A 17,648-nucleotide genomic window follows, 5' to 3' on the forward strand; every position below is an offset into this window, starting at 1 on the left:
ACGATGGCTCCTGCCGAGCTGCAGGATGCGCTGCTGACCATGGATGTGGTCGACCAGCTGCGCTACCGCAATGCCGAGATGAAGGCGCTGGCCGACAGCGGCCATGACAAGGCGACGCTGAAGCAGCGCCTGCTTGAGCTGTACCGCTCGCAGGGCATCGAGGTCTCCGACGAGATCCTCGAGGCCGGCATCCAGGCCCAGCGTGAGCAGCGCTACCTCTATGCCGCGCCGCGTGGCTGGAAGGCCTGGCTGGCCCGGCGTTGGATCGATCGGGCCCGCTTGTTGAAGTGGGCGCTGCTGGCGGCCCTGGTACTGCTGGTGCTCGGCATGCTGCTGGTGATGGCGCGCAGCTTCGGCGCGTTCGTGCACGAGAGCAACGTGCAGAAGAACGTGCAGGTGCTGAACGACAAGGTGGCCGCGCAGCAACAGGAGGCTGCTGCAGCGCGCGCCCTGCTGGCCGCACAGGAACAGGCCCTGCAGGGGCTGGTGCCCCGTGCCACCGCCAGCGGTGAGCGCCTGCAGCCGCTGACCGAAGGCGCACAGGCCGCGCTGGCCGAAGCACAGCGTCGCTTTGCCGGCGTGCCCGCCGCCATGGCGGACCTGCCCACCCTGATCCGCAAGGACAAGCTCACGCGTATCAGCAGCGGCGGCAGCGCCACCGGCGAACAGGCAGCCGCGCAGGTGGAGCAGCACCGGCAGGCCGCCGCGCACCTGCTGGCGCAGGCCAGGGAAACCCTGCCCACGCTGACCGCGCGCGTGACCACACTCGGCCAGGCCATCGATGCCAGCGAACTGCTGGACACCACCAACGCGGCCGCAAAAGCAGCACGCCTCGCGCCGGACGCCGAGAAGGTACGCGCACGTGCCTACACCGGCGGCGACGTCGCACTTCGCGCCGGCGACATGGCCGCTGCCGGCCAGGCGGTGGCCACCCTGAAGGACCTGATCGGCAGTGCCGACAAACTGGCCGCGCTGAACGAGCGACTGGCCCAGCTCAAGGCCGATGGCCTCGCCACCGGTGTCGGCGGGGAAGACCGCAAGCGCTTCGAGCGTGCGCTGGACCAGGCTGCCCGGCTGGTCCGCGTCGAGACACTGGCCGAGGCAGGGCCGGCGATGGACGAGGTCGCCCAGCTGGTGGCATTGCTGTCGCAGACCCTGGTCTACCGCATCGTCAACCGCGACGATGAGCGCACCGGCGTCTGGCGCTACAACGAAAAGGCCAACGGTGGCCGCAACTACTACCTGGTGACCGAAGCGCTGGACGAGGCCGGCAAGGCCACCGAACTGCTGATCCGCAATGAGGAAACCGGCAAGGACGAATGGGCCTCGCTGTTCGCCGTACGCGTGCCGGAGGCAACCTACAACCGGGTTGCCGAGGACAAGCAGGACAACGGCATCATCGAAGACGACCAGATCGGCAGCAAGCCGCGCGGCAGCCTGTCGCCGCGTTTCCGCATGCCCGCCACCGGCGGCTACATCACCGAATGGTGATGGGCAAGGAACTGACATGAGAGATCTGAACGATGCGATTGCCGATGTCGAAACCGATATCGGCCAGGTGCAGGCACAACTGGCCGCGCGTGGCGACCAGTGCCGGGAGCTGATCAAGGAACAGGAAGCGTTGCACGGCCGGGTCCGCGAAGACTTCAATGCACTGGCCCGGCTGCAGGCCGAAGCCGCCACTGATTCGCCGCCGGTGGTGGCCAGGGACCTGCTGCAGCAGTCCAGCGCCGACCTGCAACGCCGCGATCGCAAAGCGGCGGTGCTGGCCGACGAGCTGCAGGCGCTGCTGGACATCGAACATTCGCTGCAGCAGCGCTCGCAGGAGGCCGTTGCCGCACGCGACGCCGCCGGCGGACAGTGGCAGGCCCTGCAGGACCAGGTGGGCACCACGCTGGCAGCCGAACCCACCTACAGGGTGCTGCAGGACGAGCTGCAGCTGGCCGAGGCGCGTGCCGGCACCGTGGAGCGCATGGCCGCCTCTGCGCAGTCGGAGCATGATGCCAAGGCCGGCGCCTACCAGGCCGACCCGATCTTCATGTACCTGCACCGACGCAGCTTCGGTAGCGCGGCCTATCGGGGCTGGCCGCTGGTGCGCACCGTCGATGGCTGGCTGGCCGAGCTGTGCGGCTTCGACCGCGCCCGCCGCGAGTACGCCACGCTGGTCGAGCTTCCGCCCTATCTGCAGGAACATGCCGAACGGGCCCGTGCCGACGTCGAGACCGCCCGCCAGCCGGTACAGCAGGCCCGCGACGCCGCCCTCGCCCACGCCGGTGGCGACCCGCTGCGCCAGCAGCTGCACGCGGCGCAGAGCGCCGTGGCGCAGGCACTGTTGGCCGAGCAACTGCATCGGCAGACCGTGGATGCCAAGCAGGCACAGATCGATGGTTTCCGCAGCTGGACCGATGCCGAAGGCAGCGCCCTGCTGACCGCGCTGGCGCGCACGCTGTCGGCCAAGAGCATGGACGACCTGTACCGCCGCGTTGCCGCCACCGCCTCCGGCGACGACGATGCCGTGCTCGAACGCATCCATGGCAGTCGCCTGCGCCTGGGCGAGATCGACGGCCTGGTGGTTGAGCACACCCGCGAAATGGCCACACTGAAGAAACGCCTGGACAGCCTGCAGGCTGCGCGCAGGAGCTACCAGGCCGCTGCGGATATCGAACGCCAGGCCTACGAGGCGCCGAGCTACCGCGCCGCCGCCCCCGCCACCGTCGCCGCGTCCTTCTTCAGCACCCCCAGCAGCCGAAGCGTCCCCCGCTCCTCTGGCAGCCTGTTCGACCTGCTTGCGGGCGGATCCAGCAGTTCCAGCTCTCGTTCGGGCTCACGTTCAAGTTCCAGCTCGAGATCGAGTTCCAGTTCCAGTTCCAGTTCCAGCGGCAGCAGCTTCCACAGCGGCGGCGGCATCAGCGGTGGCGGTGGCTTCAAGACTGGCGGCGGCTTCTAGCCCTGCACCTGCCGGGTGCGCCGCTTCAGCCGCGTATCCAGCAGTCCCACGCCCAGCAGCACCAGGCTGGTCAGCCATCCGGCGGCCAGCAGGTGCATCCATGGCAACAGCGGGCACAGCACCAGCAGCGCGGCGGCGCCCAGCAGGTGCGAGCGCGGCGCGTGCCCATAGACCACGCGCTTGTACAGCGCGCTGCCCAGCAGATAGATCAGCGGGCCCGCCACCATCACGGTGGCGTACACCGGGGTGACGGCCGCCGCCGGATGGTCCATGACCAGATCGTTGCCCACCGCCGTGGCGATGATGCCGGCGATCAGCAGCGCGTGCACGTAGTGGAAGTTGGCGCCCATCCGCCCGGGGTCTTCGGCATGGGTGATGGCCTCGGTGGCATCGCGGCTGGAGATGCCGAAGTACAGCCACCACATGGCAATCGTGCCAGCGAAGGTGGCAAGCACCGCGGATACCACCTGCAGGCTCCAGTGCTCGACCTCGCTCAGCACGCCACCGGTGGCCAGCAACGTCTCGCCCAGTGCGACGATGACGAACAACTGGCAACGTTCGGCCAGGTGGCCGCCCTCGATGGTCCAGTCGCGGGTGCGCGAATGCCCCATGCCCGGGAACGCAAATCCGAACATCGGCGAGATGTACTCGCAGGCCACGGCTACCGCCCACAGTGCCAGCCGCAGATTGCCTTCTGCCGCGGCACCAGCCAGCCAGAAGCAGGCCGAGACGCTGACCCAGGCCAGCATGCGGCGGAAGTTCGGCGCCAGTGGATGGTTGCCACCGACCTCGAACAGCACGAACGCGGTTCGCCCCACCTGCATCGTGGCGTAGGCCCCGGCGAACATCCAGGCGCGATCGGCGAACGCCTCGGGAATGGACGAGGACATCAGCAGTGCCAGCAGCATGGTGGCGAACAGCAGCCCGCGGATGCGCGGTGCCTGTGGGTCGAACCAGCTGCTGACCCAGCAGGCGTATTGCCAGCCCAGCCAGACCGCGAACCACAGCACCAGCGCCTGCATCACGCCGGCCATGTCCAGGTGGTGCAGCAGGTGATGGCTGAGCTGGGTGACCGCGAACACGTAGACCAGATCGAAGAACAGTTCTTCGTAGGTCACGCGGGCATGATGGCCATCGCGGTGGCGCAGCGCGGGCAGGCGCAGTCGGGGACTCATGGAACTCCTTAGCGCGCCAGGCGCCAGTACAGGAAACCGGCCAGCAGCGCCGGTACGGCGAACACCAGCAGCAGGATCGGCAGCTCCTCGCGTACTGCATAACCGGCCTTGCTGACCCCTACCCACATGTTGGCCACGGCCACCAGCAGCCAGGTGGCAATGAATGCGATCAGCGCCGTGGGCAGTTGCGAGGTGCCCACGCTCCAGAGATGGCCGAACAGCAGGAACACCCCCAGCAGCAGGACGCCTGCGGTGATCACCAGCATCACATGCATCTATCGCTCTCCTTGTACCCGCAGGCAGGCTAGCCCGGGCCGATTCTGCGCTCCAGCCGATGATCGTGGTTTCACCTTCCAGCCGCAGCGAACAATCGGCCGGGCCAGCGGCACATGGCAAACGCGAACGGTTCCCATTAGTATTGTGTCATCGTGCAGGGGAAGCCCTCCCTGTGCTCACCCTTCGCCTTTGCCGCCCGTCCGGATGTCCCAGCCACCCTCGCCCCACCCGCCCGCGCTGTCGCTGGTGTCTTCGCTGGTGCGCCACTACGAGGAGCTGGTGGATTACCTGCATCACCGCTTCCGCTCACCCGGGCTGGCCCGCGAGGTGGTCCACGATGTCTGCGTGCGCCTGCTGGAGCGTCCGCTCGTGCACGACCCACGGCAACCGATCGCGCTGCTGCGCCGGATCGCACACGACGCGGCGGTGGACCGCTGCCGCGCTGAAGACCTGCGCCGGCACTGGGTCGAGGCGCGCGCTGAACTGCCCGAGGGCGCGTGCCCGCGCCCCGGACCCGAGCAGCAGGCGCAGGGCATGCGCGCGCTTGAGCAGTTGAGCGTCACCATCGAGCGGATGCCCTGCCGGCGCCAGCAGGTGTTCATCCTGCACAAGATCCATGAACTGCCACAGGCAGAGGTTGCGCAGCGCATGGGCATCGGCCTGAAGGCGGTGGAGCGCCACCTGCGCCTGGCGATGGCCGACTGCCGCCTGCACGCGGGGCTGCAGTGAGCCGCACGCCCGCCCCTTCCGAACCCGCGCCGCCACCCGCCTCCGCCGAGCAGGTGCTGGAGCAGCACCGCGATGCATTGAAGCAACGCTTCCCGCTGCCGAGCCCCGGGGCACTGCAGCGCCGGCGCAGCGCTGGCCCCGCGAAGGGCGCGCTGGCCTTGCTGCTGGTGGCCGCCGGCGCCTTGCTGGCCGCCGACCCGGCCTGGCAGGTGCGCGATTACCAGACCGCCGTCGGCGAACGCCGCAACGTCACCCTGCCCGACGGCAGCCAGGTACTGCTCGATGCCGGCACCCGCGTGCAGGTACGCCGTCATCTGCGCTCGCGGCAGGTGCTGCTGGTGCGCGGCCAGGCGCGCTTCGAGGTGCAGCACTCGGCCTGGCGCCGCTTCCAGGTCGATGCTGGCCCGGTGCATGTACGCAACTACGGCACCGTGTTCGACGTGGACCGCCAGGGTGACCTGAGCGAGGTGACCCTGTGGCGCGGCGCGGTGGGCGTGCGGGTCGACGGCAGCGAGGCCGAGCAACGGCTGAAGCCGGGCCAGCGCCTGCTGGCCCAGGCAGGATCGCTGTCGCCCCCCGAAGCCGTCAGCCCGGACCGGGCCGACTGGACCCACGGGCGGCTGCAGTTCGATCGGCTGCCGCTGTCGGAGGTGCTGCGCATCCTGCAGCGCTACCACGACCGCCCGATCGTGCTGGATGACCCGGCGCTGGGCCCGCTGCTGGTCTCGGGCGTGTTCGATGCCGATCGCGCCGAGACCGCCGTGGCACTGCTGCCGGACATCCTGCCGGTGCAGCTGCAGACCGCCGCCGATGGCAGCCTGCACCTGCGCGCCCGCGATTGATCGCCGTCGCGAGGGTGGGTTGTGCGCCCTCCCATCCGGCAGGTGTCTGAACCCCTCCGAAGGACCTCCGCATGACCCGCCCTGTCCCGCCTGCCGCGCTGCGCCGGTTGGCCCCCACCCTGCTTGCCGCCTGCCTGTGCGCGGCACTGCCCGCTGGCGCCCAGACGTCCGCGCCGGCCGCGGTGGAATTGCACCTGCCCGCAGGCTCCCTGCAGGCCTCGCTCACCGCGCTGGCCCGGCAGAGTGGCATCCAGCTGCTGTTCGCCGCGGAAAGCGTAGGCGGGCGCAACGCACCGGCGCTGGACGGCCGTTACACCCCGCGCGAAGCGCTGCAGCGCCTGCTGGCCGGCCAGGGCCTGGCACTGCAGGAGCGCTCGCCGGGCGTCTTCGTGCTGAGCGCGGCGGCCACTGCACCGGCACCGGCCAAGGCCAACCCGCCGGCGCGCCCCGCGCCGCAGGCCGCGGCCACCTCACTGGCCCGCGTCACGGTATCGGCATCCACCGCACGCATGCCGCAGGGCGAGACCGCCATGCCCAACACCATCACCGTGCTGACCCGCGAGGACATCGCGCAGCAGCTGGCGCTGGGCTCGGATGTCTCGCGCGTGCTGTCGTCACAGATTCCGGCCTTTGCGCCCGCCCGCGAGAAGATGTCCAACTACGGCGAAACCATGCGTGGCCGCGGCATCCTGTACATGGTCGACGGCGTGCCGCAGTCGACGCCGCTGCGCGATGGCTCGCGTGATTCGCACACCATCGATGCGGCGATGATCGAACGCATCGAAGTCATCCACGGTGCCAACGCCCTGCAGGGCATCGGCGGTACCGGCGGCATCGTCAACATCATCACCCGCAGCGCGCCCAGCGAACCCGGGGCGTTCCTGTTCGACAGCAACCTCAGCTACAGCGCCGCCCTGCCTCGCCGCCACGACGACAGCGGCCAGCGCGCGTCGGCGCTGGTGGGCATGCGCGGCGAGAAGTTCGACCTGGTGGCCGGCCTGGCCTACGAGCGCCAGGGCCTGTTCCATGACGGCGAAGGGCGCTCGATCGGTACCAACGCGCAGGGCGAACTGATGGATTCGACGTCGTCGAACGTGTTCGCCAAGTTCGGCTGGAAAATTGCCGAGGGCCAGCGCCTGCAGCTGATGGCCAACCGCTACGAACTGCGCGGGCTGGACAACTACCTGGCGGTGAACGGCGATTACCGCAGCGGCCGCCCGACCCTTTCGGTGCCCGGTGACACGCCGCTGGACCCGCCGATGAACCGCTCGCGTTCGTTGACGCTGGACTACAGCGCCGCCGACCTGCTGGGTGGCCGCTTCCAGGCGCAGGCGTTCGCGGTGGACTTCGAAGGCCGCTATGGCGCCAGCCAATGGGACCCGTGGGGCAACACCGGCGCCAATGCTGCGTGGGACCAGACCCAGAATGAATCGGACAAGCGCGGCTTCAAGCTGACCCAGAGCTGGAGCCGCATCGCCAATACCACGCTGGACGTGACCCTGGGCCTGGACGGCCTGCGTGACCGCACCCACCAGGTCCTGCTGGCCAGCGGCATGAACTGGGTGCCGTTGACCACCTACCAGAGCCTGTCGCCGCTGCTGCAGCTGCACTGGTGGCCGACCGACCACCTGATGCTGTCCGGCGGCCTGCGCTACGAGAAGGGCGAGCTGGAGGTGGGCGACTACACCACCCTGCCCCGTTATGGCGCGCGCAAGGTGGCCGGCGGCAAGCCGACCATGAGCGAGACCCTGCCCAACTTCGGTGCGGTCTGGTACATCAACGATCGCCTCAACGCCTATGCCTCGTACTCGGAGGGTTACACCGTGGCCGATGTCGGCCGCGTGCTGCGCGCGATCAACCGTGACGGGCAGCGCGTGGACAGCCTGGTGGACCTGTCGCCGGTGGTGTCGGACAACCGAGAGATCGGCCTGGAGTATGACGATGGCCGCTTCAGCGGCGATATCGCCTACTACACGTCCGAATCGAAGCTCGGCTCGGTGCTGGTCTACGACGCGGGAATCGATGCTTACAACGTGCAGCGCCAGGCCACCCGCGTGGAAGGCTTCGAAACCAACCTGCGCCTGCGCTTGGGTGACAGCCGCCTTGGCCTGGGCTATGCGCGCGCCAACGGCCGCTACGATGCCAATATTGATGGCCGGCTGGACAGCGACCTGGCCGGCGTCAACATCGCGCCGAACCGGCTGACCGCGTTCTGGGAACAGAACTGGACGCCGCAGCTGAGCACCCGCCTGCAGGCCAGCCACGCCTTCGACCGCGACTTCGACCTGCAGGGGGCGCGCGTGGCCGAGTTCAAGGGCTACACCACCGTGGATCTGGTCGCGCGCTATGCGCTGGACAAGCACGCGTTCACGCTGGGCGTGCAGAACCTGGCCAACACGCAGTACATCAGCTACTACTCGCAGACGACGCCGTCGAACCCGAGCTACTTCTCCGGACGCGGCCGGGTGCTGACGCTGGGGTGGCAGTACCGGTACTGAGCCATGGCCCCCTTATGGGAGCCATGAAATCTATGCGCACCGTGGTGGAGGAGGCCCATGCTAGTTTCTGGGCCTCCTTCAAACGGATGTGGATCATGCGCTGTTCCCTGCTCGCCTTCGCCCTTGCCGCTGCGCTTCCGGCCGCGCACGCCCGCGCCGCCGAGGCACCACTGCCGCAGTTGCAGGCGTACACCGTCGATGCGTCCTGGCTGCAGCCGATGGCACCGCTGCAGATCGCCGACCACACCTGGCAGATCGGCACGCAGGACCTGACCGCGCTGCTGGTGCAGACCGCCGACGGCGCGGTACTGCTCGACGGCGGCATGCCGCAGATGGCCAGCCACCTCATCAGCAACATGAAGGTGCGCGGCGTGGCACCGGAGGATCTGCGGCTGATCCTGCTCAGCCACGCACACGCCGACCATGCCGGGCCGGTGGCGGAGCTGAAGCGCCGTACCGGTGCGAAAGTGGCGACCAACGCTGAATCCGCGGTGCTGCTCGCGCGCGGTGGCAGCGACGACCTGCACTTCGGTGATGACATCACCTATCCGCCGGCCAGCGTCGACCGCATCCTCATGGATGGCGAAGTGGTCACGGTGGGCGGCATCGCGTTCACCGCACACTTCATGCCGGGACATACCCCGGGCAGCACCGCCTGGACCTGGACCGATACCCGCGACGGCAAGCCGGTGCGCATCGCCTACGCCGACAGCCTGAGTGCCCCGGGCTACCAGTTGCAGGGCAATGTGCGCTATCCGCGCCTGGTAGAGGATTACAAACGCAGCTTCGCGACGGTGCGGGCGTTGCCGTGCGACGTGTTGCTGACCCCGCACCCGGGCGCCAGCCACTGGGACTATGCCGCGGGTGCCACGGCCGGCGCCAAGGCACTGACCTGCAAGGCCTACGCTGATTCGGCAGAACAGAAGTTCGACGCGCAGTTGGCCAAGGAAACAGCCGGCGCCCTTTGATTTTGTAGCGCCGAAGGGTGCCGGCCAACATGGCCGGCACCCGCTGCCTGTCAGCCACCCTGCCCGTGCTGGGCGAACGGTTCGGTGGTGCCATCGTTGCGCACCAGTTCGACGGTGTACGGCTGCACGTAGCCGTCCGGCATTTCCATGCCCGGCGAGCCGGCCGGCATGCCGGGCAGTACCAGCCCGCGCGCTGCCGGGCGTTCGGCCAGCAGGCGCTTGATGTCCCCGGCCGGGATATGGCCTTCGACCACGTAGCCGCCAATCTCGGCGGTGTGGCAGGAGCCCTTGCCGACCGGCACGCCGAGGCGAAGCTTGATCGGGTTCATGTCATCGGTATCACGTACGTCCACCTGGAAGCCTTCAGCCTTCAGATGATCGACCCATATGCCGCAGCAGCCACAGCTGGCGGTCTTGTGCACGATGGCGATGGGCAGTGCCGGGTCCAGTCTGGCCGGGCTGGCCTTGATGGGCGCCGCCGGTGCCTCGCTGGCGACCGGTGCGGCAGCGGATTCTTCGGCAGCACGTGCGCAGGCGGCCGTGGCCAGCACGCTGCCCAGCAGCAGGCCGAGGGAGAGAGAACGGTTCATGGTGTTGATTCCTTTGCAGATGCGGGCCATGCGGCCCGCCGCCCGCGTATCGAAGGCGCAGGCAGGGTCATGGGTAAGACAAGCAACTACGGCAGGCGCTTGAGGCCTGCAGGGAATCAACCGATGGGCGGCCGCAACGGGTACGGCATTGGCGGCGATGCGCGTTGCTGGGCGCTGGCCGCCAGAGGTGCCTCACGCCAGGGCGACGCAGGGGTTCCACTCAGGGCAGCCGGCATGCCGAGACAGGCCGGCGGGCATTCGCACTCACCACTCTGGCAGACCGTTGATGTTGCCTCGTCGCAGCATCCGGGCATGGCAGCGGAATGCGGTGCGGCGCAGTGATCCGCATCGGCCGCCATGGTGTACGGCGATGAGGCAAGCGCCAGCGCCGGTGCGTTCAGCACCAGGGCAACGAGCAGCATCCATCGCAGCAGCAGGCCAGACAGGTTCACCCGGCGATGATAGCCGATGCGCGCGTCACGCAATCGCGGCTGCCATTGCCCGCATCCGCACCGGAATCGACTTGGCTGCCGGCGTGCCACTGATCCGGTCGTAGTAGTCCAGTGGCAGCAACGGGTTCAGTTCGGGGTAGTAGCCGGCCAGCGCACCGCGCGGCATCGGGTAATCCAGCACGGTCAGGCCTTCGATGCGCCGCTGCACGCCATCGTCACTGATGGTCTCCAGGCTGACCCGCGCTTCCTTCTCCAGCCCGCGCGCCAGCCGGTCCTCGATGTTCATGAACAGCACCATGCGATCGTTGTACACGCCACGATAGCGGTCGTTGTAGCTGTAGATGGTCGTGTTGTACTGGTCGTGCGAACGCACCGTGGCCAGCCGCAGCATGTCCGGGTCGTGCACCGGATCGTCCACGTCCAGGCCGGGCATCACCAGGATGTTGGCCTTGCCGTTGGGCGTGGGCCACACCCGGCGGCGCGGCGGAATGTCCAGATGGAAGCCGTGCGGCTGCTGGATGCGCTCGTTGAAGCCGGTGTAGATCTCCGGGTACACGGCGGCGATCAGCTCGCGGATGGGGGTGTAGTCATGCATGCAGCCTGCCCAGTCGACCCTGCTGTGCGGCAACGTGGCCATCGCCATGCGGCAGACGATCTCGACCTCGGGCAATACCTCGGCACTGACCGGTTCCAGCACACCGCGCGATGCGGTGACGTTCGACATCGCGTCTTCGATGGTGACGAACTGCTCGCCGGCCGGCGTGACGATGCGCTCCGAGCGCGCCACCACCGGCAGGATCAAGGCATCGCGGCCATGCACCAGGTGACCCCGATTGAGCTTGGTGGCGATGCCGACGGTCAGCTCCAGGCTACGCATGGCCTCGTACGCGCGCGGCGTATCGGGCACGGCGTGGATGAAGTTGCCGCCCAGGCCGATGAACACTTTGGCGCTGCCATCCAGCATCGCCTCGATCGACTCGACCACGTGATGGCCGTGCTCGCGCGGCGGATCGAAGCCGAACACCTGCTGCACGCGGTCCAGGTAGGCCGGTTTGGGCTTCTCGTCGATGCCGACGGTGCGGTCGCCCTGCACATTGGAATGCCCGCGGATCGGCCCGATGCCGGCGCCGGGCTTGCCAAAATTGCCGCGCAGCATCAGCAGGTTGGCCACCTGCTGCAGCAGGTGCGAGCCGTACTGGTGCTGGGTCAGGCCCATGCCGTAGCAGATCACGGTGGCCTTGGAACGGATGTAGATCTCCGCACACCGACGGATCTGCGCCTGCGAAATGCCGGACACCTGCACGATCTGGCCCCAGTCCTGCGCCAGCACGTCCTCGCGCAGCGCCTCCAGGCCCACGGTGTGTTCGGCCAGGAAGTCGTGGTCGAGCACGCGCTCGCCCTGCGCTTCGCGCTCGAACATCACCTTCATCATGCCCTTGATCAGGGCCAGGTCGCCGCCGATGCGGATGTGCACGAACTCGCTGGTGATCTCGGTCGAACCGAACGTGGCCATCTGCACCACGTCCTGCGGCTCGGCGAAGCGGATCAATGCGCGCTCGGGCATCGGGTTCACCGCCACGATCGGAATGCCGCGTTTGCGCGCTTCAACCAGGTTGCTCATCATCCGCGGCGAATTGGTGCCGGTGTTCTGGCCGATCACGAAGATCGCCTCGGCATGCTCGAAATCCTGCAGCACGATGGTGCCCTTGCCCACCCCGATGGCCGGCGGCAGGCCACGGCTGGTCGGTTCGTGGCACATGTTCGAGCAGTCCGGGAAGTTGTTGGTGCCGAACTCGCGCACGAAGATCGAGTACAGGAACGCGGCTTCGTTGGGCGTGCGACCGGAGGTGTAGAACTCTGCCTGGTGTGGGCTGTCCAGCGCCTGCAGGTGGCGGCCGATCAGCGCGAAGGCATCGTCCCAGCTGCACGGCACGTAATGGTCGGTCGCCGCGTCGTAGCGCATCGGCTCGGTCAGCCGGCCCTGCATCTCCAGCCAGTAGTCGGTCTGCGCCATCAGTTCGGTGACCGTGTGCCGGGCAAACAGCTCGCGGCCGGCACGGAACTGGGTGGCTTCCCAGGCCAGTGCCTTTGCGCCGTTCTCGCAGAACTCCAGCTTCCTTCGTTCGTCAGCATCGGGGAACGCGCAGCTGGGGCACTTGAAGCCGCCGGGCTGGTTCATTGCCAGCAACGCCTTCGACCCCTTGCCGATCACGCTCTGCTGCAGCAGCACCTTGGCGGTGGCGCCGGCGGCACCCCAGCCACCGGCCGGCTGGTTGTAGGGCTTGTAACGCGGCGGTTTCTGCTCGGGCATGTTCGGGAACCTGGCGGGAGGAACGCAGCAACGATCGCAACAACGCAGTCCGGCGGCGCTTTCGATCGCGCGGCCAGCCCCACAGTCAAGCACGGCCTATGCGGCTTCGCCAGTGCGTCAACGCCTTTTCAACGCAGCCTGCCATGACAACGGTTACACCTGCGTCAGCGCGTGGCCACTGCGCTATTCTCGAGGCCGTGGGTGGTCCACCACCTGCGTATTTCCCTTGCCCGGACGCGCTGCATGCCTGATTCGACCCCACCGCACACCCCGCCTGCCGGCACGGCCCAGCGCCCGTTGCTGCGCTGGCGCAGCGAGGGGCACCAGCCGCAGGTCGACGTGGTGGCCGAAGAAGTACCGGTGGCGCTGCGTTACAACGGCGCTGCCTTCGCGGTGATGATGGCCACCCCGTGTGACCTGGAAGATTTCGCACTCGGTTTTTCACTCAGCGAAGGGCTGATCGACACTCCCTCGCAGCTGCTGTCGATCGACATCCGTCCGCAGCTGGAAGGCATCGAACTACAGATGACCGTGGCCGACGAGGCGCCCGGCGCCGACCTGGACCCGGCCAATGGGCGCCTGCTGCCCGGTCGTGGTGGCTGTGGCCTGTGTGGCACGCGCCAGCTGGAAGAAGTACTGCGCCCATTGCCGCAGATCCGCGAGCGACGCAGTTACCCGCCCGCCGCCCTGCAACGGGCGTTGGCCACCTTGGCGCAGCACCAGCCGATGAATGCGGTGAGCGGCTCCACCCACGCCGCGGCCTGGGCCGATGCCAGCGGGCGGATCGGCTGGGTGCGCGAGGACGTCGGTCGCCACAATGCGCTGGACAAGCTGATCGGCGCCCTGCACCACAACGAACATGCCATTGAAGGCGGCCTGCTGGTGATTTCCAGCCGCGCCAGCTATGAAATGGTCAGCAAGGCGGTGCGCGCCGGCGCCAGCGTGCTGGCTGCTGTCTCGGCACCGACTGCGCTGGCGATCGACCTGGCCCGCAGTGCAGGCCTGTGCCTGGTCGGGTTCGCGCGCGAAAGCGGGTTCAATGTGTATACCCATCCCGAACGGCTTCGGCCGGACGACAGCCACGACAGCTGAGAACGGCCGGGAGCAACGCGCCCCCGGCCTGATGCACCTCAGCGCAGCGCCACCTTCGGGAAATCCACCGGCACGTCGAACGCGACGTTGACGTAGTTGGTGAACAGGTTGAGCGCCACATGGGCGAGGATCTCCACGATCTGCTCATCGTCGAAGCCGGCTGCACGCAGCGCCTGCACATCGCCGTCGGTGATCTGTGCACGCTGCTCGACCACCTTCAGCGCAAAGTCCAGGGCAGCCGAGGTGGCCGGATCACTGGACTGGCCGATCTGCGCGGCGGCCATCTGCTCGTCGCTGGCACCGGCCTTGCGGCCCAGAGCAGTGTGCGCGGCCAGGCAATACTCGCAGGCATTGCGGTTGGCGATGGCGACGGCGATCTGCTCGCCCAGCAGCGGCGACAGGCGACCGCCGCCCAGCGCGCCGAACGAACCCCACATGCTCTGCAGCGCGGCCGGCGAGTTGGCCACGGCGCGGAACATGGCCGGGGTGGCGCCGAACGCGGCGTGGACCTGGCCCAGCAAGGCCTGGCGGTCGGCGGTGGTGGTGGCGGCATCGATCAGGGGGACACGGGACATGGTTGATCTCCTTGGGAAAGCGCCCGGGATTGGACGACCCGCTCATCCTAGGTAGACTTTCTGGACGCATCAGGAACAATCAACCGCACCTATTGTCCATTCGTCCATGAGCATTCCCCTCGACGCTCCCGCGCCCGATCGTCTCTCCGCCCTGCTGGAACGCTTCCGGGTGCAGGCCGCGCTGTTCCACAGCGGTCCGCTGTGCGGGCGCCATGTCTTCGAGCCGCAGCCCGGTCGTGCGTTCCTGCACATCCTGCGCCAGGGTGAAATGGAAGTCCGCCATCCCGACGGCGATATCGCGCTGCCCCGGTTGAAGATCGACACACCCAGCCTGCTGCTGTATCCGCAACCGTTGCACCATGTGTTCTTCAATGCACCACTGGATGGCCCGGATTTCACCTGCGCCACCCTGGACTTCGATGGTGGCGCGCGCAACCCGATCGTGCAGTCGCTGCCGCCGGTGATGGTGGTGCCGCTGGCCGCGATCAGCGAGCTGGATGACACCCTGCATCTGCTGTTCACCGAGGCCGACCGCCAGCGCTGCGGTTCGCGGCTGCTGACCAACCGCCTGTTCGAGGTGGCGCTGATCCAGATCCTGCGCTGGGTGGTCGACCATCCGGATGCGGCGGGCGTCAGCCATGGGCTGATGCGTGGGCTGTCCGACGCGCGGCTGGCACGCACGCTGGTGGCAATCCACCACGCGCCGCAGGACGAATGGACGCTGCCACGCATGGCGTCGACTGCGGGCATGTCGCGCAGTGCCTTCGCGGCGGTGTTCAAGGAAGTGATGCAGGCCACGCCGGCCAGCTATCTGCTGGATTGGCGGTTGAGCCTGGCCTGCGCGCAGCTGCGTGCGGGCGTGGCGGTCAAGCAGGTAGCGATCGAGGTCGGGTTTGCCGATACCGCATCGTTGTCGAAGGCGTTCCGCAAGCGGTTGGGTGCTTCGCCGCGAGCGTGGTTGGCAGCGACCGCAGCGCAGGCCGGGTAGACCCGACCGCGGGTCGACTCTCGCGCGATGCGTGGGATTTTCGTTAGCAGCCGACCCGCGGTCAGCTCTACCAAGAGCGATATCCGTGCGTCGGTCGACGGCTCAGCTGGATGCCCCATCGGGCTTCGCCAGCAGCCCGGCGATCCGTTCGGCCACCTGGCCGCGCACGCTTTCATCCAGCTGCCCTTCGTACATCGCCTCGTAGATCCACAGGCCATCGGCGGCCAGCCGCGCCACGAAATTGTCGAGCGCGGCCGGGTCATCCTGCCCGGCCGACGGCGGCAAGGGTGCCCAGCGTCGCACTGCCGGACCCCACGGGCGCTCGTCGGCATCCGGGTCGGCCGATTCCAGCATGAACATCAGTTCGGCGCGCGTGGCGCTCTGCGCGGATACGCGCACGAAGGTCTGGTAGCGCTCCAGTGCCGAGGCTTCCTCCGCCCGCTTGCCCAGCAGCGATTCCATCGACGCCTCCCAGGCCTGCACCAGGTGCTCGTCGATACCGCGCAGCAGTGCCTCGCGCGACGGGAAGTGGTACAGCAGGCCGCCGCGGGTCAGCTTGGCCTCGGCCGCCACCGACTCGAAGGTCACCGCGCGCACGCCGTCACGATTGATCACGTTGACGGCGGCGTCGAGGATCCGGTCGCGCTTGCTGGTTCTCATGGCGTCATTTTACGCGATCGGCCGCGCCCTCGCGGCTGCCGACGCGACCACGCAGCAGGCGCGCGATGATCGTCGCGCCGACCACCAGCATCACCGTGATCACCAGCAGCACGATCTGGTAGCCGCGGTCATACGCGGCCGTGGCCAGGGCGAACCACTCGCCCTGCCCGCTTTCGCGTGCCACGTGCAGCGCCTGGGTGAAGCCTTCGCGGGCACGCTCGGGCATTTCGGCCGAGACCGGCAGGAAGGCGCCATACATCGCCGCGCTCAAGCTGCCCAGCATCGCCACCGCCAGCAGGCCACCGAATTCGTACGACACTTCTTCCACCGACGAGGCCATGCCCGCACGGTGCGCCGGTACGTTGTTGAGGATGGCGGTGGACGCCACCGAGATGGCCGAGCCCATGCCGAACCCGGTGATGGCCATGCCGGCGACCACCCAACCCAGGCCGTGCGGGAAACCGAATGCCACCACGCCGACACCCAGCGCACCTGCGGCCAGGCCGCCGCAGATCAGCGGGCGCAGGCCGACCCGGTGCAGGATGCTGCCGCCCAGCAGCGCACTGGGCAGGCTGCCCAGCGCCGCCACCGACACCAGCAGGCCCGCCTGCAGCGGGGTAAAGCCCGCCACCAGCTGGAAGCGCTGGGTGGTGACCAGCTGCAGGCCGGCCATGGCGAACAGGGTGAACACCGCCGACAGCGTGCCGGCCAGGAACGCCGGATTGCGGAAGATCGCAAAGTCCAGCAGCGGGTACGGCAGCTGTTGCTGGCGGCGTGCGAACGCCACTCCCGCAATGATGGCCAACAGCAGCGCGCCCGCACCCAGTGCATACGACGGCGGCGTGGCGATCAGCGACTTGATTGCCAGCACCAGGCCGGACAGTGCGGCCAGTGCCAGCAGCGAGGACACCATGTCCCAGGGGCGCGAGGTGTCGCGCTGGCCCTCCGGGGCCAGCAGCAGCGTGGCGACGAAGGCCACCACCACCACCGGCACGTTGACCAGGAACACCGAGCCCCACCAGAAGTGCTGCAGCAGCCAGCCGCCGATGATCGGGCCCAGTGCCGCACCGACGATGGCCACCGAACCCCAGATCGCAATGGCGATGTTGCGCTCGCGCTCTTCGTGGAAGCTCAGGCCGATCAACGCCAGCGTCGCCGGCATCATCGCCGCCGCACCGACTGCCAGGAACGCACGTGCGGCGATCAGCTGCGCCGCTGTACCGGCGAACGCCGCTGCCAGCGAGGCGATACCGAACACCACCAGTCCGATCAGGAACATGCGGCGGTGGCCGATGCGGTCGCCGAGCGTGCCGGCACCGAGCAGCAGGCCGGCCATCACCAGCGGATAGGCGTTGATGATCCACAGCGCCTGCCCGGCACTGGCCGAGAGTTCCTCGGTCAGGGTGGGCAGTGCGGTGTAGAGCACGGAGTTGTCGAGCGTGACCAGCAGCAGGCCGGCGGCGACGGTGAACAACAGCGCCCAGCGACGGGCACGCGACAGGGCCGGAGCACCGGCCAAAGGCTGGGACAAAGCCATGGGGGAAC

The 17,648-nt window shown here is 68.3% G+C and carries 16 protein-coding genes; 8 read left to right on the plus strand and 8 right to left on the minus strand.

What is annotated here, in order from left to right; genetic code table 11:
* Positions 1 to 3 precede the first annotated feature (3 nt).
* Together B9Y82_RS09185 and B9Y82_RS09190 are read left to right on the plus strand one after the other, a co-directional pair.
* The gene (locus B9Y82_RS09185; protein ID WP_100472626.1) at positions 4 to 1,491 is read left to right on the plus strand and encodes a DUF6384 family protein; all 1,488 of its coding nucleotides are present in this window, start codon (positions 4 to 6) and stop codon (positions 1,489 to 1,491) included.
* Between the two features lie 16 nt (positions 1,492 to 1,507).
* On the plus strand, positions 1,508 to 2,947 hold the full coding sequence (locus B9Y82_RS09190; protein WP_100472629.1) for a hypothetical protein: 1,440 nt from the start codon (positions 1,508 to 1,510) through the stop codon (positions 2,945 to 2,947).
* Here the strand turns inward: B9Y82_RS09190 and B9Y82_RS09195 are convergent.
* On the minus strand, positions 2,944 to 4,122 hold the full coding sequence (locus B9Y82_RS09195) for a low temperature requirement protein A (protein WP_100472632.1): 1,179 nt from the start codon (positions 4,120 to 4,122) through the stop codon (positions 2,944 to 2,946). The genes B9Y82_RS09190 and B9Y82_RS09195 overlap by 4 nt on opposite strands.
* A gap of 8 nt (positions 4,123 to 4,130) precedes the next feature.
* The gene (locus B9Y82_RS09200) at positions 4,131 to 4,397 is read right to left on the minus strand and encodes a hypothetical protein (RefSeq protein ID WP_100472636.1); all 267 of its coding nucleotides are present in this window, start codon (positions 4,395 to 4,397) and stop codon (positions 4,131 to 4,133) included.
* A gap of 205 nt (positions 4,398 to 4,602) precedes the next feature.
* Here B9Y82_RS09200 and B9Y82_RS09205 point away from each other — a divergent pair, with 205 nt between their 5' ends.
* The 4 genes from B9Y82_RS09205 to blaL1 all read left to right on the plus strand — a co-directional run bounded on the left by B9Y82_RS09205 (position 4,603) and on the right by blaL1 (position 9,435).
* On the plus strand, positions 4,603 to 5,127 hold the full coding sequence (locus B9Y82_RS09205) for an RNA polymerase sigma factor (RefSeq protein ID WP_100472639.1): 525 nt from the start codon (positions 4,603 to 4,605) through the stop codon (positions 5,125 to 5,127).
* Positions 5,124 to 5,969: a FecR family protein gene (locus B9Y82_RS09210; RefSeq protein WP_100472642.1), complete on the plus strand. Its 846-nt coding sequence runs from the start codon at positions 5,124 to 5,126 to the stop codon at positions 5,967 to 5,969. Before B9Y82_RS09205 ends, B9Y82_RS09210 begins: the two co-directional genes overlap by 4 nt.
* Positions 5,970 to 6,040: 71 nt before the next feature.
* Entirely contained in the window at positions 6,041 to 8,467 is a 2,427-nt protein-coding gene (locus B9Y82_RS09215; protein WP_100472645.1) for a TonB-dependent receptor domain-containing protein, read from the plus strand.
* Between the two features lie 95 nt (positions 8,468 to 8,562).
* A complete protein-coding gene (blaL1, locus tag B9Y82_RS09220; protein WP_100475204.1) occupies positions 8,563 to 9,435 on the plus strand; it encodes a L1 family subclass B3 metallo-beta-lactamase in 873 nt (290 codons plus the stop codon).
* 50 nt (positions 9,436 to 9,485) lie between these two features.
* Here blaL1 and B9Y82_RS09225 read toward each other — a convergent pair whose 3' ends face one another.
* The 3 genes from B9Y82_RS09225 to B9Y82_RS09235 form a co-directional block, all read right to left on the minus strand.
* A complete protein-coding gene (locus B9Y82_RS09225) occupies positions 9,486 to 10,025 on the minus strand; it encodes a DUF411 domain-containing protein (RefSeq protein ID WP_100472648.1) in 540 nt (179 codons plus the stop codon).
* A 116-nt stretch (positions 10,026 to 10,141) separates the two neighbouring features.
* Positions 10,142 to 10,510, minus strand: a complete 369-nt coding sequence (locus B9Y82_RS09230; protein ID WP_238381575.1) for a hypothetical protein — start codon at positions 10,508 to 10,510, stop codon at positions 10,142 to 10,144.
* Positions 10,503 to 12,788 carry an FdhF/YdeP family oxidoreductase gene (locus B9Y82_RS09235; RefSeq protein WP_100472651.1) on the minus strand — a complete coding sequence of 762 codons (2,286 nt, stop codon included), beginning with the start codon at positions 12,786 to 12,788 and terminating at the stop codon, positions 10,503 to 10,505. Before B9Y82_RS09235 ends, B9Y82_RS09230 begins: the two co-directional genes overlap by 8 nt.
* Positions 12,789 to 13,031: 243 nt before the next feature.
* Between B9Y82_RS09235 and fdhD the strand changes: the two genes are divergently transcribed.
* On the plus strand, positions 13,032 to 13,880 hold the full coding sequence (fdhD, locus tag B9Y82_RS09240; RefSeq protein ID WP_100472653.1) for a formate dehydrogenase accessory sulfurtransferase FdhD: 849 nt from the start codon (positions 13,032 to 13,034) through the stop codon (positions 13,878 to 13,880).
* Between the two features lie 38 nt (positions 13,881 to 13,918).
* Here the strand turns inward: fdhD and B9Y82_RS09245 are convergent, their stop codons facing one another.
* Positions 13,919 to 14,455 carry a carboxymuconolactone decarboxylase family protein gene (locus B9Y82_RS09245; protein WP_100472656.1) on the minus strand — a complete coding sequence of 179 codons (537 nt, stop codon included), beginning with the start codon at positions 14,453 to 14,455 and terminating at the stop codon, positions 13,919 to 13,921.
* Between the two features lie 106 nt (positions 14,456 to 14,561).
* On the opposite strand from B9Y82_RS09245, the gene B9Y82_RS09250 reads away from it, so the two are divergent.
* Positions 14,562 to 15,443, plus strand: coding sequence for an AraC family transcriptional regulator (locus B9Y82_RS09250; protein ID WP_100472659.1), 882 nt, complete (start codon positions 14,562 to 14,564; stop codon positions 15,441 to 15,443).
* A gap of 102 nt (positions 15,444 to 15,545) precedes the next feature.
* On the opposite strand, the gene B9Y82_RS09255 is transcribed toward B9Y82_RS09250, so the two are convergent.
* Positions 15,546 to 16,103: a TetR/AcrR family transcriptional regulator gene (locus B9Y82_RS09255; RefSeq protein ID WP_100472662.1), complete on the minus strand. Its 558-nt coding sequence runs from the start codon at positions 16,101 to 16,103 to the stop codon at positions 15,546 to 15,548.
* A gap of 4 nt (positions 16,104 to 16,107) precedes the next feature.
* Positions 16,108 to 17,640: an MFS transporter gene (locus tag B9Y82_RS09260; protein ID WP_100472663.1), complete on the minus strand. Its 1,533-nt coding sequence runs from the start codon at positions 17,638 to 17,640 to the stop codon at positions 16,108 to 16,110.
* Between the last annotated feature and the right edge of the window lie 8 nt (positions 17,641 to 17,648).

Origin of the sequence: Stenotrophomonas maltophilia (genome assembly GCF_002799155.1) — a bacterium.
Lineage (GTDB): Bacteria > Pseudomonadota > Gammaproteobacteria > Xanthomonadales > Xanthomonadaceae > Stenotrophomonas > Stenotrophomonas maltophilia_R.